The sequence below is a fragment of the Streptomyces sp. NPDC096046 genome, from assembly GCF_040303285.1.
In the GTDB taxonomy this organism is placed as follows: Bacteria; Actinomycetota; Actinomycetes; order Streptomycetales; family Streptomycetaceae; genus Streptomyces.
Map to the genome: position 1 here is coordinate 62,917 of NZ_JBEOSZ010000038.1, position 14,176 is coordinate 77,092.

Annotated in this window: 13 protein-coding genes and 1 pseudogene; 9 read left to right on the top strand and 5 right to left on the bottom strand. The window is 75.0% G+C overall.

Features of this window, described 5'->3' with window-relative positions:
- The first annotated feature begins 4 nt into the window (after positions 1-4).
- Genes ABTX62_RS27500 through ABTX62_RS27515 form a run of 4 tightly spaced genes read left to right on the top strand, consistent with a single transcriptional unit; the run spans position 5 to position 4,673 of the window.
- A complete protein-coding gene (locus ABTX62_RS27500; RefSeq protein WP_352118730.1) occupies positions 5-1,147 on the top strand; it encodes a polyprenyl synthetase family protein in 1,143 nt (380 codons plus the stop codon).
- On the top strand, positions 1,144-2,706 hold the full coding sequence (locus tag ABTX62_RS27505; RefSeq protein ID WP_352118731.1) for a phytoene desaturase: 1,563 nt from the start codon (positions 1,144-1,146) through the stop codon (positions 2,704-2,706). Before ABTX62_RS27500 ends, ABTX62_RS27505 begins: the two co-directional genes overlap by 4 nt.
- Complete coding sequence (locus tag ABTX62_RS27510) at positions 2,693-3,676, top strand: phytoene/squalene synthase family protein (RefSeq protein WP_352118732.1); 984 nt, start codon at positions 2,693-2,695, stop codon at positions 3,674-3,676. The genes ABTX62_RS27505 and ABTX62_RS27510 overlap by 14 nt, the downstream gene beginning before the upstream one ends.
- Positions 3,669-4,673 carry a Rieske (2Fe-2S) protein gene (locus ABTX62_RS27515; protein ID WP_352118733.1) on the top strand — a complete coding sequence of 335 codons (1,005 nt, stop codon included), beginning with the start codon at positions 3,669-3,671 and terminating at the stop codon, positions 4,671-4,673. Before ABTX62_RS27510 ends, ABTX62_RS27515 begins: the two co-directional genes overlap by 8 nt.
- Before the next feature lie 67 nt (positions 4,674-4,740).
- On the opposite strand, the gene ABTX62_RS27520 is transcribed toward ABTX62_RS27515, so the two are convergent.
- The 4 genes from ABTX62_RS27520 to ABTX62_RS27535 form a co-directional block, all read right to left on the bottom strand.
- Positions 4,741-6,348, bottom strand: a complete 1,608-nt coding sequence (locus tag ABTX62_RS27520; RefSeq protein WP_502998019.1) for an FAD-dependent oxidoreductase — start codon at positions 6,346-6,348, stop codon at positions 4,741-4,743.
- A complete protein-coding gene (locus ABTX62_RS27525; RefSeq protein ID WP_352118734.1) occupies positions 6,345-7,076 on the bottom strand; it encodes a class I SAM-dependent methyltransferase in 732 nt (243 codons plus the stop codon). Before ABTX62_RS27525 ends, ABTX62_RS27520 begins: the two co-directional genes overlap by 4 nt.
- Positions 7,073-8,296: a lycopene cyclase family protein gene (locus ABTX62_RS27530; protein ID WP_352118743.1), complete on the bottom strand. Its 1,224-nt coding sequence runs from the start codon at positions 8,294-8,296 to the stop codon at positions 7,073-7,075. The genes ABTX62_RS27525 and ABTX62_RS27530 overlap by 4 nt, the downstream gene beginning before the upstream one ends.
- Positions 8,297-8,572: 276 nt before the next feature.
- A complete protein-coding gene (locus ABTX62_RS27535; protein WP_352118735.1) occupies positions 8,573-9,700 on the bottom strand; it encodes a MerR family transcriptional regulator in 1,128 nt (375 codons plus the stop codon).
- Positions 9,701-9,862: 162 nt separating this feature from the next.
- Here ABTX62_RS27535 and ABTX62_RS27540 point away from each other — a divergent pair, with 162 nt between their 5' ends.
- The 5 genes and pseudogenes from ABTX62_RS27540 to ABTX62_RS27560 all read left to right on the top strand — a co-directional run.
- A complete protein-coding gene (locus tag ABTX62_RS27540) occupies positions 9,863-10,468 on the top strand; it encodes an RNA polymerase sigma factor (protein WP_352118736.1) in 606 nt (201 codons plus the stop codon).
- 105 nt (positions 10,469-10,573) lie between these two features.
- Positions 10,574-11,401, top strand: coding sequence for a DUF4397 domain-containing protein (locus ABTX62_RS27545; RefSeq protein ID WP_352118737.1), 828 nt, complete (start codon positions 10,574-10,576; stop codon positions 11,399-11,401).
- A gap of 28 nt (positions 11,402-11,429) precedes the next feature.
- Positions 11,430-12,041: a class F sortase gene (locus tag ABTX62_RS27550; RefSeq protein ID WP_352118738.1), complete on the top strand. Its 612-nt coding sequence runs from the start codon at positions 11,430-11,432 to the stop codon at positions 12,039-12,041.
- Complete coding sequence (locus ABTX62_RS27555) at positions 12,029-12,409, top strand: hypothetical protein (RefSeq protein WP_352118739.1); 381 nt, start codon at positions 12,029-12,031, stop codon at positions 12,407-12,409. The genes ABTX62_RS27550 and ABTX62_RS27555 overlap by 13 nt, the downstream gene beginning before the upstream one ends.
- 147 nt (positions 12,410-12,556) lie before the next feature.
- Positions 12,557-12,640, top strand: a pseudogene (locus ABTX62_RS27560) (type II toxin-antitoxin system RelE family toxin); the annotation flags it as partial.
- A 90-nt stretch (positions 12,641-12,730) separates the two neighbouring features.
- On the opposite strand, the gene ychF reads toward ABTX62_RS27560, so the two are convergent.
- Positions 12,731-13,819: a redox-regulated ATPase YchF gene (gene ychF / locus ABTX62_RS27565; RefSeq protein WP_352118740.1), complete on the bottom strand. Its 1,089-nt coding sequence runs from the start codon at positions 13,817-13,819 to the stop codon at positions 12,731-12,733.
- Between the last annotated feature and the right edge of the window lie 357 nt (positions 13,820-14,176).

Consider the following 14,176-nt stretch of genomic DNA (forward strand, 5'->3'; position numbering starts at 1 on the left):
GTGCATGCTTGGACCGTGGCCGACGCCGGCCGGACCGGCGGAGACGAACCACGCCCCGCTCACCGCTCCCGGGGCCACGCGCGCCGTGGAGCGCGTCCTGGAGCGGGTACTGGACACGCGACTGCGGCAGGCCCGCGAGACCGACGCGGTGTTCGCCCATGACATGGCCGACCGCGTCGCCGCGTTCGTCCGGCGGGGCGGCAAGCGGCTGCGCACGGCGTTCGTGTGCTGCGGCTGGCGGGCCGCGGGCGGCTCCGGCGAACCCGGGGCGGTCCTGCGCACGGGGGCCGCCCTCGAACTGCTCCAGGCCTGCGCGCTCATCCACGACGACGTGATGGACGGATCACCGCTGCGCCGGGGCGCGCCCGCGATGCACGTGGACTTCGCCCGGGACCACCGGACCGGCCGCGCGGCCGGGTCCGCCGACTCGTTCGGGACGTCGGCCGCCGTGCTCGCGGGCGACCTGGCACTGGCGTGGGCGGACGACCTGCTGACGGAGACGGCACTCGCCGCACCGCACGGCGCGCGGCTGTACGACGAATGGCGGGTCATGCGCACCGAGATGGTCGCCGGTCAGTACCGCGATCTGCGCGCGCAGGCGAGCGGCTCCTCCGACGCCGACGAGGCCCGGACCATCGCCGTGCTGAAGAGCGCCCGGTACACCGTCGCGCGGCCCCTGGCGCTCGGCGCGACCCTGGCCGGTGCGGACGCGCCCGTCCTGGACGCGCTGCGGGCGGCGGGCCGCTGCGCGGGGCTGGCCTTCCAGCTGCGCGACGACCTCATCGGTGCCTTCGGCGACCCGGAGGTGACCGGCAAACCGTCCGACGAGGATCTGCGCTCCCGCAAGCTCACGCCGCTCCTCGCCACCGCCGTCCGGCTCGCCGGCGCCACCGGCGACCAGGAGGCCGCCGCCGTGCTCGACCCGGGTGCGGGCGCCCGCCCGGAGCACGGCGTCGAGCGGATGCGGGCGGTGCTGGAACGGACGGGCGCCCGGGCCGAGATCGAGGCACGGATCGCGCAGCTGGCGGCCGCCGGCCTGCGGCACTTCGAGGCGACCGGTGCCGCACCCGTCGTGCGGCGGGAGTTCGCCGCCCTGGTCGAACGGGCCTCGGGCGTCGCCCCGCAGCCCGCCGAGGAGCTGGTATGAGGACGGTGACGGGACCGACGGACCATGTCGTCGTGGTGGGCGCCGGTCTGTCCGGTCTGGCGTGCGCCCTGCATCTGCTGGGCGACGGCCGCCGGGTCACGCTCGTGGAGCGGGACGCCGGCCCGGGCGGCCGGGCCGGGCGGGCACGACTCGGCGACTACCTGGTGGACACCGGGCCCACCGTGCTGACGATGCCGCACCTGGCCGACGAGGCGTTCGCGGCCGTCGGCGAGAGCCTCGAACGGCACGTCGAGCTGGTGCCCCTGCACCCCGCCTACCGGGCGGGCTTCGCGGACGGGACCTCACTCGACGTGCACACCGACGGCGACGCCATGGAGGCTGAGGTGCGGCGCTTCGCCGGACCGGCGGAGGCGGCGGGCTACCGCAGGCTGCGGGAGTGGCTGGAGCGGCTGTACCGGGCGCAGATGCGCCGTTTCATCGACACCAACTTCGACTCGCCCCTCCAGCTGGCCCACCCGGATCTGGCCCGGCTGGCGGCGCTGGGCGGCTTCGGGCGTCTCGACGGCCGGATCGGACGCTTCCTCTCCGACGCCCGGCTGCGCCGGGTCTTCTCCTTCCAGGCCCTGTACGCGGGGGTGGCTCCGGCCCGGGCGCTCGCGGCGTACGCGGTGATCGCCTACATGGACACCGTGGCCGGGGTCTGGTTCCCCAAGGGCGGCATGCACGCCCTGCCCCGGGCGATGGCGGACGTGGCGGCCGGTGCGGGTGCCGAGCTGCGCTGGTCGGCCGAGGTGAGCGCGCTGGAACGCCCGGCGGGCCGGGTGCGGGCCGTCCGCCTCGCCTCGGGTGAGCGCATCCCGTGCGACGCGGTGGTGCTGACCTGCGAACTGCCCGCCGCCCACCGGCTGCTGGGCCGGACGCCCCGGCGGCCGGTGCGGCTGCGGCACTCGCCGTCCGCGGTGGTCCTGCACGCCGGGACCGACCGCACCTGGCCCCACCTCGCCCACCACACGCTGTCCTTCGGCGCCGCGTGGGAGCGCACCTTCGACGAACTGACCCGCTCGGGACGGCTGATGAGCGACCCGTCGCTGCTGATCACCCGGCCGACCACGCACGACGCCTCCCTGGCGCCGCCGGGCCGCCACCTCCACTACGTCCTGGCGCCCTGCCCCAACACCGCCGTCGGCCCCTCCGCCGCCGCCTGGCGGGACCTGGGCCCGCGCTACCGCGACAGCCTGCTCGCCGAGCTGGAACGCCGCGGCCTCGACGGCTTCGCGGACAGCGTCGAGGAGGAACTGCTGGTGACCCCGCTCGACTGGACGGCCCAGGGCCACGCGGCGGGCAGTCCCTTCTCCGTCTCCCACACCTTCGCCCAGACCGGCCCCTTCCGGCCGCGCAACCTCGTGCGCGGACTGGACAACGTGGTGCTCGCGGGCTGCGGGACCACGCCCGGTGTCGGCGTGCCGACCGTGCTCATCAGCGGGAAGCTCGCCGCCGCCCGTGTCACCGGGGGCCGCACCCGGCCGGCCCGGGCGGTCCGGCCGGCGGACCGCCTCCCGTCCACCCCGACCGGAGCAGGTGCCCATGACCCGTCGTGAACTGGACGCCGCCGGGATCACCGACCCCGGCCTGCGCGCCGCCTACGGCCGGTGCCGGCGGCTCAACGCCCGGCACGGCCGTACCTACTTCCTGGCCACGCGCCTGCTGCCGCTGGAACGCCGTGCGGCGGTGCACGCGTTGTACGGCTTCGCCCGCTGGGCCGACGACATCGTCGACGACCTGGACCGGCGGTCGACCCCCGACGAGCGGGACCTGCTGCTGAAGCGGCTGGAGGGCGACCTCGGGCACGCCCTGCGCACCGGCGGCGGAACCGAGCCGGTGGTCCGGGCCGTGGCGGACACCGCCGACCGCTACGGCATCGACGTGGACCTGTTCGCCGACTTCCTCGCCTCGATGCGCGCCGACCTGACCGTCACGGACTACCCGACCTACGCCGATCTGCGGGCCTACATGCACGGCTCGGCCGCGGTGATCGGCCTGCAGATGCTGCCCGTGCTCGGCACGGTCGTCCCGCGCGAGGAGGCAGCGCCGCACGCGGCGGCCCTCGGGGTGGCGTTCCAGCTCACCAACTTCCTGCGGGACGTGGGCGAGGACCTGGACCGCGGTCGCGTCTACCTGCCCGCCGACCTGCTCGCCGCGCACGGCGTGGACCGCTCGCTGCTGCTCTGGAGCCGGCGGACCGGCCGCGGCGACCCGCGCATCCGGGCGGCGCTGGTCGAGGCCGAGGCCATGACGAGGGACGTGTACCGGACGGCCCGGCCGGGCATCGGGATGCTCGACCCGAGGGTGCGCCCCTGCATCGGCACCGCGTTCACGCTGTACGGCGGCATCCTCGACGCGATCGCGCGGCAGGACTACACCGTGCTGCATCACCGTGCGGTGGTGCCCCGCCGCCGGCGGGCGGCCACCGCCGCGGCGGGTGTCCTGAAGGTGGCCCACGCGCGGTGGCGCGCGACGCCGGCGACGGACCGCGCCGCACTGGAACGGAAGGGACCGGGTCGTGGCTGACCGAGCGGACAGGGCGCGCTGGACCTCACCGCTGCGGCGGCGCCGCGGCCCCGGCTGGGCGGAGCAGACGCCGACCTGGCGCGCGGCACGGCCGGCGCTGATCGCCGACGCCCTCACACGGGCGTCGGCCCGGCCCTCCGGCAACTGGTTCGTGGTCGGCGCCTCCCGGGACGTGCGGCCCGGCAGCCCCTGCGGCAGGACCGTCGGCGGCGTCGAGGTGGTGCTGTGGCGCTCGTCGTCGGGTGACCTCCGGGCGGGCTCCGGTGTCTGCCCGCACCTCGGTGCTCCCCTGCGGGACGGCCGGGTGGTGTGCGGCACGCTGGTGTGCCGCTGGCACGGACTTGCGCTGGACGGCTCGCCGTCCGCCGGCTGGCAGCCGTACCCCGCCCACGACGACGGGGTGCTGGTGTGGGTCCGGCTGGACGCGGTCGGCGGGGAGGAGCCGTCGGAGCGGCCGGTGGTTCCGGTGCGTCCCGCGGCGGCGACCGGGGTGGACGCCGTGTTCACGGCGGCCGGGCGGTGCGAACCGCAGGACGTGGTGGCCAATCGCCTCGATCCGTGGCACGGGTCCTGGTTCCACCCGTACTCCTTCGTCGATCTGACGGTGGCCCGGGAACCACGGGGCGAGACGGACGACGCCTTCGTGGTCGATGTGTCCTTCCGGGTGGCGGGCCGTCTGGTGGTGCCCGTCAGGGCCGAGTTCACCGCGCCGGAGCCGCGTACCGTCGTCATGCGCATCACCGAGGGCGAGGGCGCCACGTCCGTGGTGGAGACCCATGCCACGCCGCTGACCGCCGCGGCCGCGGAACGGCCGCGGACGGCCGTGATCGAGGCGGTCGTCGCCGCTTCGGACCGGCGCGGCTTCGCCCTGGCCCGGGCCGCCGCCCCCGTGCTGCGCCCCCTGATGCGGCGCACCGCCGGGCGCCTGTGGCGCGACGACCTCGCCTACGCCGAGCGGCGCTGGGCGCTGCGCAGCACCGGGCGGTTCCCCGGATGAGGTGAACCCGCCGAGGCGATCCGCGGCCTCGGCGGCCTCCCGGCCCGGGCCCGCCCGGCCGCGGGTGTCACCGGTGCGCCGGAGGTCCCGCGAGCGCGCCGAGTGCCCGCAGTACCGGGGAGCGGCCGGCCCGCGGCACGGTCCACAGCACCTGGCCGCGCACCCCCCACCCGGCGAGCAGGGCGTTGGACGCCAGGAAGCCGGTGGTGGCGGCGCGTTCCATCAGCGCCACGGGCAGGTCGCAGCGCAGTCCGTCACCGGCCAGCCTCAGCCAGGGGTGGGGGGTCCGGACGGTGGGGCGCCGGTGGTGGGTGCCGACCGGGAAGAGGGGGCAGTCCGAGCGCCACTCGTGCCGGGCGTCGACGACCTGTGCCCGACCGATCTCCGGGTAGACCCGCCGCGCCTGCCCGAGCAGCGCGTCCTGCACGCTCTCCCGGTCCGCGCCGGGGCCGACGGCGTAGGCGTGCAGTTCCACGACCGAACCGCCGTTCTTCGCGGCCCAGCGGGCGGCCTCGCCCTCGTAGCGTTCCAGGACGCTGATGTTGTCGAGGCCGTCGTAGCCGCTGGTGCCGAGGAAGCCGGGGCGGTCGGGGCGGACCGGCCGGTCGAGCCAGAGCCGCGAGACGAGGAACGGCGGGGCGGTGCGCAGGGCGGCGATGCCCTCGCGCCAGGGGGCGGTGCCCAGGCGGGGCGAGGCGGCGACGACCTGGCGCAGTCCCCCGGTGTCCAGGGCGAGCACCACCGCGTCGTGCCGGTCGGTGCCGGTGCCGGTGCGCACCTCCGCTCCCCCGGCGTCGGCGGGTTCCACGCCGTGGACGGGTGTGCCGGTGCGGACGGTCGTGCCGAGGCGCCGGAGGTAGTCGCCGAGCGGTTCCCACAGGGCCTGGGGAAAGGGGTCGTCGGGCACGTCGAAGAGCAGCCCCTCCGAGGAGCCCAGGAAGTAGATGTGGAACATCAGCAGCAGTTCGGCGGCGGAGAGTTCGCGCGGGTCGGCGAAGAAGCTGCGCGAGAACACCTCGAAGGCCAGGTGGTGCGCGGCCTCGGGGAAGCGGACGCGTTCCAGGAAGTCGGTCGCGCCGACCTGGTCGAAGCGGGCGTACACCTCGGGCACGCGCACGTCCAGGAGCGGCAGGGCCGCCCGGGCGTCCAGGGCGGTGAGGTCGCGCCAGCCGAAGGTGGGGCTGAGGGCGACGAAACCGAGGGCGCTGAGGGGCGGGGTGCGCGGGACGCGGGCGAAGCTGTCGGTCAGTCCGCCGCTGTGCCGCAGGGGGTAGTCGGGCAGCGGGATGAGGCGGGCGAGGGCGGGGTCGGTGCGCCGCAGCAGGCCGCGCAGGTTGTAGTACTGGCGGAAGAAGGCGTGGAAGCCCCGGCTCATGGTCACCTCGGAGCCGTCCGCCAGCAGGGTGCGGTGGCCGGCGAGGCGGCCGCCCAGGGACTCCTCCCGTTCGTAGAGGGTCACCCGGGCGCCGCGCTCGGCCAGGCCGGTGGCCGCGGCGAGTCCGGCGATGCCGCCGCCCACCACGGCGACGGACGGCGCGTCCGCGGGCCCGAACCGGTCCCGGCCGGGCTCGGGCATCAGGACCTCGGCCTTGCGGTCCCGGCCGCGGCGGGCGGTGGGGCGGGGGCGCGCCGGGTGGCTTCCCGCACCTCCCCGGCCGGTGGTGCGGGTGCTCATCGGGCGGCCTCCGCCGTCTCGGTGCCGCCGTTGCGGGCGACGAACGTGTGGGTGATGCCGGTCTGCCACCCGGCGAGGGGCAGGGCGCGGGCCCGTGTGAACCCGGCCCGCGTCAACCGGCCGGTGAAGACGGGCGCGGTGTCGAAGTCGAGGACGCTGCGCCACAGGTGCCGGTACAGGGCCCGGTCGCCGGTGAGCGTGCCCGCCGGGATGATCACCCCCTGGCACACGGCCGTCCACAGGGCGCGGTGCGCGGGCGAGCCGCCGAGGCTGTACTCGTGGACGGCGAGGCGTCCGCCCGGCCGCAGCAGGGACCGGACCGTGGCGAGGACGCCGTCCGGGTCGGAGACGTTGCGGAACAGGTAGGCGGCGAAGACCGCGTCGAACGGGCCTTCGCCGGCCGTCGGCAGTTCCTCGGCGCGCAGGTGCAGGAAGCGCACCCCGTCGGGCCACGGCTTGGCCAGCGCCCGGCGCAGCATGCCGGCGGAGGCGTCCACCGCGGTGATCCGTGCCCGGGGCGCGGCCCGCAGCAGGGCCCGGGTGGAGGCGCCGGTGCCGCACCCGAGATCGAGCAGGTGCAGACCGGCCCCGTCCCCGGGCAGTCGCAGCCGGCGGGCCGAGCGCAGCAGGTCGGTCCGGTAGCCGGGGTTGAGGCCGGTGAGGCGGTCGTAGGTGCCGGACGCGTGGTCGAAGGCGTGGGCCAGGTCGCGGTCGTGCAGCAGGGTCATGGGGGGCTCTTTCGGGTTCCTGGGGCGGGGTGGGTGCGGCGGGTCAGGAAGGGCACTTCGAGCGCGGTGCGCAGCATCGGGCCCACGGGGGTGCGCAGTCCGATGCCCCACTCCTCCCGGACCGAGGTGGCGCCGTCGAGGAAGCGCAGCAGGCGCTGCGGGGGTGTGCGGCGGAACAGGCCGGTGAAGAACGCCGGGCCGTCGATCCGCCCGGTGTCCAGGGCCCGCAGCAGCACCGCGTCCATGGCGAGTGCCCGCCGCCCGTGCGGCCGGGGCACGGTGGCGCGGCCGTCACGCAGGGCGTCGGCGATGGCCCGGCTGTGCCGCTGGACGGCCGCGAAGGTGTAGCCGGTGGCGGGGCGGGTGGCGCCGCCCGCCGTCCCGATGCGGAAGACCGACGCGCCCGTTCGCCGGGGGAAGCGGGCGTCGGTCATGGGGATGACGCCCTGCTCGGCACGGTCCACGGTGAACTCGCCCAGGCCCAGCACCGCGCGGGCGTAGTGGCCGAGCGCCGCCTCGTACTCCGGGGTGGTCAGGGGGGTCCGGGAGAACTCGGTGTACTCGACGAGCGCCCGGTCCGGGGCCAGCGGGAGGACGTAACCGAAGGCGAGCCCGTGTCGCGGCTGGGGCACCCGGAAGTCCATGAGGTCGGCGACCGCCGGGTCGAACCGGCCGTCGCGGGTGCGCACGAACCAGCCGCGGAAGTGCTGGAGCAGCTGGGTCCTGGCCGGGGGCAGGGCGGGCAGCGGCCGCGAGTCGAACACGTACCGGGAGCGCAGGGTCAGCGTGCGGCCGCCGGGTGCTGTGCAGCGGACCTCGGCACCCCCGGGCACGTCCCGCACCGTGTCGGCCGTCGCGCGCAGCAGCCGTCCGCCGGGCGAATCCGCCAGTCGCGCGTGCACCAGCCGTTCGAAGGCCGTGGAGCGCACCATGCGGTAGCGCGAGGGGGCCGGATCGACGGTGAGCGGGGTGCCGTCGGGGCCGTGCACCCGCAGCAGGGGCCAGGTGGCGGTGACCGCCTGGCCGAGGTCGTCGCCGTCCTGGTCCCAGTAGCACCAGGTGCGCTCCGCCGGGCGTGCGGGACCGTCCGGCGGCTCCACCACGGTCACGGTCGCGACGCCGGTCCCGACCAGCCGGTTCGCCAGGCTGAGGCCGGCCGCGCCGCCCCCGATCACCACCACGTCCGACGTGCCGGCGGGCCCCCGGGTCACCGGTTCCACCACGCGCCGCTCATCCGCACACCACGCTCCCGGCCACCCGGTCGACTGTGTTCCGTCCGTTCACCGCTTCGGGCGGGCGGCTTCGTTCGGATGCAGCGCTGCCGGAGCCAGTGCCGCGGCAGGCACCGTTTGCCCCTGGAGGAGCGGCGTCCGGTGCGTGCTCTCGGCGGGCCGGCCGGAAGTCCTCGTACCCGACGTACTTGGGCTTTCGGCCGGTGCGGCGAGAGTGCGTGCCGGACGCCGCTCCGTCTCCCACGGAGATTCATCAGAAGGGGCCTAGCGCGACACGACGGACTCCAGAACCGAGACGGCCTCCGCGAGCCCCGTCGGACGCGGCAGGCCGGCGACGGTCCGGCCGGTCCAGCCCGGCCCGATCGTCAGGACGACCGGCTTGCGGCGGGCGCCCCGCACGCCCCACTCCATCGCGGCCACGTGCTGGGCGAGCGGCCGACTGGCGGTGGTCCGGGACTGCGCCCACAGCCCCACCGCCGCCGGTCCCGTTCTGCGTACGGCCGTGACGAGTGACTCCACGGGCAGGGCACCGCCGAACATCCGCACCGGCAGGCCGCGTTCGGCGAGCGCGGCGGCCAGCACCTCCAGGGGCAGCGTGTGGTTCTCCCCCGGCACACAGGCGAGCACGACGGTCGCGCCCGGGCGGTCGGCGGCCACGGGCGGGGCGCCGCGCCGCAGGGCGCCCGAGACGTGCCAGGACAGGAAGTGCTCGACCTCGACGTACTTCTCGCCCGAGCTCTCCCACTTGCGGCCGACCGCCTGGAGGGTGGGCACGATGACCTCGGTCCAGGCGGCGACCAGCCCGTGTTCCGCGATCGCGGTCTCCAGCAGGTGGTCCAGCGCGGCGGCGTCGAGACGCAGAGCGGCACGGGCGATGCCCTTGCATTCCTGGCGCACATCACCGAGGCGCAGTCCGCTGCCCGCCCGGCTTCGGGCGCGGGCGGACGATCGGGGTGACGCGTCGGCGACCGGCCGGCCGGGGAGAGCGGGTCCCGGTGCCCCCTCGGCGGCCCGCCGGGCCGGGCCCGCCTCTCCTGGCGCTGCGGCGGCCTGCCCGGCCCTGGCCGCCTCCGCTGTCACCGGGGCCGCGCGCCCGGCCGGACCGGCCTCCTGCGTCGCTTCGCCGAGCACCGTGCGCGCCGCCTCGGCGGGCGGTATCCCGGTCGCGGTCAGAGCGCACATCCGCTCCAGCCGTGCCACGTCCCCGGGGGTCCACCGCCGGTGCCGCCCACCGGTGTGCCCGTCCGGCCCGAGGCCGTAGCGCCGGTCCCACGTCCGGACCGTGGTGGGCGCCACCCCCAGGCGTCTGGCCACCTCTCCGGTGGTCAGCCCGCCACCGAGCGGCGAGCCCTCGCGTCCGCGGTCCTCGCTGTCTCGTTCGTGTACACCCATGCCTCCGACTGTACGACGCACAAACGACGCACGTTGAGATGCGTCGTTTGTGCACCGAACACTGGCTTCGAGCGCATGGTCGCGGCTCGGCACAGCGCGACCGGTGCGGTTCGGCAGACGGCCTTCCGTCCCCGCACGACGCACTGCAGGAGGAACCAGGCCATGATCACGAATACGCGACCCACCGCCCCCACCGCGCCCGCGGAGGAGACGCGGTACGAGGAGGAGCTGGCCCGTGGCCTCGTCGCCGCCGACGAGGAGGCGTTCGCCGCGATCTACCGGCGCTGGGGCTCACTCGTCCACACCATGGCCACCCGACTGCTCGGGGACACCTACGAGGCGGAGGACGTGACCCAGCAGGTCTTCCTCGGCGCCTGGCACGGCCGGGCCGGATTCCGCCCCGAACGGGGTCCGCTCGGCGCCTGGCTGGTCGGCATCACCCGCCGCAAGATCGTCGACGCGCTGGCGGCCAGGACGCGGCGCCTGACACTCATCGACTCGGCCGGCCGCGACGCCGACACCGGCGGACCCGACGAGACGGCACCGGACCGCGTCCTGGACCGGGTCCTGCTCATCGACGCCCTGGCCCGGCTGCCGCGCCACCAGCGGGAGGTGCTGTGCATGGCCTTCTACGAGGACCTGACCCAGGCGCAGATCGCGGAACGGACCGGCATGCCCCTGGGCACCGTCAAGAGTCACGCCCGGCGCGGCCTGCACCGGCTGCGCACGGTGATCGAGCAGCCCCAGCTCCCCGACACGGACCTCTAGCGGGTGCCGCCGTCCGCATCCGCGGCGGCCCTCGCACCTGAAACAGGACCGAGACTCCGCATCGCACGGAGACCCTTTCACAGGGATTTCGAAGGGATGATTCCCATGACCTCCCACACCCGACTCGCCATCGCCGCCTCGGCCGGTGCCTGTGCCCTGGCCCTCGGCGTCTCCGCTCCCGCCCTGGCCGGCCAGCAGGACAAGGCCATGGTGTCCGTCTTCCACGGCATCCCCGGCATGACCGTGGACGTGTACGCCAACGGCGACGAACTGATCGGCGACTTCAAGCCCGGCACGGTGACGGACCCGCAGTCCCTCGACGCCGGAACCTACGACATCCAGATCTTCGAAGCGGGCAAGGGGCCCGGCGGAACTCCGGCCCTGCAGAAGGAGATCAAGGTGCCCGACGGTGCGAACGCCACGGTCGCCGCCCACCTCTCCGCCGACGGCACACCGCAGCTCACGGCCTTCACCAACGACGTCTCCCAGGTCGACACCGGCAAGGCCCGCCTGACGGTCCGTCATGTCGCGGCGGCACCCGCCGTCGACGTCCGGGCGGGCGGACAGCCGGTCTTCAGCAACCTCACCAACCCCAAGGAGGACACCGCCGAGGTCGACGCGGGCACCCTCGACACCGATGTGGTGCTCGCCGGTACGGACACCGTGGCCATCGGCCCGGCCGACCTGAAACTCTCGGAAGGCACCAGCAACGTCGTCTACGCCTGGGGCAGCGCCGAGGACAAGAACCTCGCCCTGGCGACGCAGACCTTCAGCGGCATGGCGTCGTCGCCCCGCGGCGTCCCCGCGGGCGGCAGCGGTGCCGCCGTCACCCCGAACTCCGCCGACCTGGGGCCGGCCTGGGCCGCGGCGGCCGGAGCGGTCGCGGTGACGGGCCTGCTGGTGGCCCGCCGGGTCGCCGGCCGGCGTGGCTGAGGGCACGCGACGGCCGACGGGACCGATCGTGGCGGCTGCCGCTCCGGCAGCCGTCGCCGGTTTTCCGGACCGTCCGTCGCAACCGGCCGCACCCGCACCCGACTTCGCGGCCGCGCCGTCCGAGCGCCGGGGCGCGGTGGCCGCGGAGACACCCCCCGCACCCGGCACGGCGCGAAACCCGCCGCCCCGGCGCGTGCTCGTCCCCCGCGCCGGTCTCGACGCCCGGGTCATTCCCGTGGGCGTGACGGACCGGGGGAGCATGACCGTCCCCGGCGGCCCCGACGTGGCCGGCTGGTACCGCCACGGTCCCGCGCCGGGCAGCGCCCGGGGCCCGGCGGTGCCGGCCGGACACGTCGACACCGACACCGGCGACCCCGGCGAGTTCCTGGCGCTGTACGACGTACGGCGCGGGGACCGCGTCGAGGTGCGCCGTGCGGGGGACGAGCCGGTGCGCTACCGCGTCGTCTCCCGCGTCACCGTGCCGAAGGACGAGCTGCCCCCCTCGGCGTTCAGCCGCTCCGGCGCCCCCGTCCTCACGCTCATCACCTGCGCGCCCCCGTACGTCCCCGAGCGGGGCGGCTACCAGTCCAACCTCGTCGTCACGGCGGAACCCGTCGGGAGGGCGCAGTGGCCCACGTAGACCCCGCGCATCTGGTGGAACTGGCGCTGCGCAACGCCACCCCGACCGACGCCGACGCCGAGGCCCTGCGGCACGTCGAGCGGTGCGACCGCTGCCGCGACGAACTCCGCGTGCTGCTCCGCGTGGTCACCGCGGCGCGCACCGCACACCTGGTGGACCTGCCGGCGACACCCCCGGAGCGCGTCTGGCGCCGCATCTCCCGGGACATCACCCACGACACGACCCCACCCGGACCGCCCCCGGTCATCCCGAACCACGGAAGGCGTGCCCTCCTCACCCTGCTGGCACTGTTCGCCCTCGCCGCGGCCACCGGCCTCGCCGCCGCCCGCTGGTCCCGACACCGGCGCTCGAACGGCCGGTCCGGGTAACGCGAGGCGGGACGGCATCCGGCCCGTGCGGCGCGGGGCGGGACGGCGTCCAGCCCGTTAGGCGCACGGCGGGACGGCGTCCAGCCCTCGTATCGCGATGGGCTTCAGCGCCGCCCGCACGGGGTTCCGGCTCGGCCGAACCGTGGAGAGGTCCCGCGAGACATGGCCCTCCGCATTCTGGCCAAGCCCACTGAGCTGGACAGCGACCGGCTGCGGTTCAGCACCACGGCTGGTGGGAGAACCAGGGGTCCGACTCCAGAGCGTCGAACCCCTCCGAACTGCATGTTTGCCAGGTCAGCGACGTGGTGGTGCGTTACCCCGCTACACGTTGAAGCGGAACTCCACCACATCCCCGTCCTGCATGACGTACTCCTTGCCCTCCATGCGGGCCTTCCCCTTCGCGCGGGCCTCCGCGACCGAGCCCGTCTCCACCAGGTCGTCGAAGGAGATGACCTCCGCCTTGATGAAGCCCTTCTGGAAGTCGGTGTGGATGACACCGGCGGCCTCGGGGGCCGTCGCGCCCTTCTTGATGGTCCAGGCGCGGGATTCCTTGGGGCCGGCGGTCAGGTACGTCTGGAGGCCCAGCGTGCGGAAGCCGACGTGGGCGAGGGTGGCGAGGCCCGGCTCCTCCTGGCCGACGGACTGGAGGAGTTCCAGCGCCTCCTCCTCGTCGAGCTCGGCGAGGTCCGCCTCCAGCTTGGCGTTGAGGAAGATCGCCTCGGCGGGGGCGACCAGGGCACGCTGCTCGTTCTTGAAGTCCTCGTCGGTCAGCTCGTCCTCGTCGACGTTGAAGACGTAGAGGAACGGCTTGGTGGTGAGCAGGTGCAGGTCGTGCAGGAGCTCCGCGCGCTCGCTGCCCTGGACGAGGCCGTGCGCGAAGAGCGTGTCGCCCTTCTCCAGGATCTCCTTGGCCTCCTCGACGGCCTTGACCTTCGGCGCGATGTCCTTCTTGATGCGCGACTCCTTCTGGAGGCGCGGCAGGACCTTCTCGATGGTCTGCAGGTCCGCGAGGATCAGTTCGGTGTTGATCGTCTCGATGTCGTCCTTGGGCGAGACCTTGCCGTCGACGTGCACGACGTTCTCGTCCTTGAAGGCGCGGATGACCTGGCAGATCGCGTCGGACTCGCGGATGTTCGCGAGGAACTTGTTGCCCAGGCCCTCGCCCTCGGAGGCACCGCGCACGATGCCGGCGATGTCGACGAAGTCGACGGTCGCGGGCAGGACGCGCTGGGAGGAGAAGATCTCGGCCAGCTTGGTGAGGCGCGGGTCCGGGACGCCGACCACGCCGACGTTCGGCTCGATGGTGGCGAACGGGTAGTTGGCCGCCAGCACGTCGTTCTTGGTCAGGGCGTTGAACAGGGTCGACTTGCCGACATTCGGCAGACCGACGATTCCGATCGTGAGCGACACGTTGCGACTTCCCGTGAGTGGAGGGCCAGAGGGCCAGGGGACCGGCCGATCCACCAGTCTACGGCGTGTCCGGATCCGCCCAGGCGACGTATCGAACGCTTGGCCAAGCCGCGGTCATCGGCGTGTCTGACGGGCTATTCGGCATATTGAACGACCTAAGTTGGTGTGGTGGAGCAATACAGGACGCGATCTCCCCAGTACGGACCGCGACGGGACCGGCCCAGGCCGCCCCGGCAACCCGTGCCGTCCCAGGCGGGGCGGGGAGCGCCGGGCGGCGCCGCGGCCCGGCCGCCCGGGCCGCGCGCCGCACCGCGAATGGTTTTCGCTCGGCCCTGGACGGGATCGTGCCCAGGATCC

Excerpts from the sequence above, each read along its gene's own strand:
- ABTX62_RS27520 (WP_502998019.1), bottom strand. The coding sequence starts at position 6,348 with ATGAGCACCCGCACCACCGGCCGGGGAGGTGCGGGAAGCCACCCGGCG.
- ABTX62_RS27500 (WP_352118730.1), top strand. The coding sequence starts at position 5 with ATGCTTGGACCGTGGCCGACGCCGGCCGGACCGGCGGAGACGAACCAC.
- ABTX62_RS27545 (WP_352118737.1), top strand. The coding sequence starts at position 10,574 with ATGACCTCCCACACCCGACTCGCCATCGCCGCCTCGGCCGGTGCCTGT.
- ABTX62_RS27505 (WP_352118731.1), top strand. The coding sequence starts at position 1,144 with ATGAGGACGGTGACGGGACCGACGGACCATGTCGTCGTGGTGGGCGCC.
- ABTX62_RS27535 (WP_352118735.1), bottom strand. The coding sequence starts at position 9,700 with ATGGGTGTACACGAACGAGACAGCGAGGACCGCGGACGCGAGGGCTCG.
- ABTX62_RS27525 (WP_352118734.1), bottom strand. The coding sequence starts at position 7,076 with ATGACCCTGCTGCACGACCGCGACCTGGCCCACGCCTTCGACCACGCG.
- ABTX62_RS27510 (WP_352118732.1), top strand. The coding sequence starts at position 2,693 with ATGACCCGTCGTGAACTGGACGCCGCCGGGATCACCGACCCCGGCCTG.
- ABTX62_RS27540 (WP_352118736.1), top strand. The coding sequence starts at position 9,863 with ATGATCACGAATACGCGACCCACCGCCCCCACCGCGCCCGCGGAGGAG.